This is a genomic window from Vibrio sp. 10N.261.51.A4 (assembly GCF_041471945.1).
In the GTDB taxonomy this organism is placed as follows: Bacteria; Pseudomonadota; Gammaproteobacteria; order Enterobacterales; family Vibrionaceae; genus Vibrio; species Vibrio crassostreae_C.
In genome coordinates this window covers 1-350 of record NZ_JBFRPJ010000161.1, presented here as the reverse complement: position 1 = coordinate 350, position 350 = coordinate 1, and the positions used below count along the sequence as shown (strand labels likewise).

Annotated in this window: 1 protein-coding gene; it reads right to left on the bottom strand. The window is 48.3% G+C overall.

The genetic code is table 11. The annotated features are described in order from the left end of the window. A partial coding sequence (locus AB4384_RS23485) for a transposase (protein ID WP_372130192.1) occupies nucleotides 1–350 on the bottom strand: 350 nt, incomplete at both ends.

The following is a 350-nucleotide window of genomic DNA, read 5'->3' as shown; positions in this document are numbered from 1 at the left end:
AATAAGTCGTAAACGATTTTGGCGTTCGGGCAGTGCGCTTGAACTTCAAGGTCAAAAGCCGTATTCATGTCCATCGCGACCGCTTCGATATTATTGCCATGCTTGCCTAACAGCTCGAAGAACGGTCGTATGTCCTTGCGGCTACGGCCTAACCCTATCCAAATAACTTGGTGAGTCTTAGCGTCAGCGATGACCGTGGCATACCGATGTCCTTTAAAGATAGCGAACTCATCCATGACGAGTTGCCTTAGCCCCTCCCATTTCACTGACGGTACCACTTGGCGAAGTCGGCGTTTATCTATCTCTTTAATGGTGTGCCAATGTACGCTTGTTAACTGGGAGATATGCTT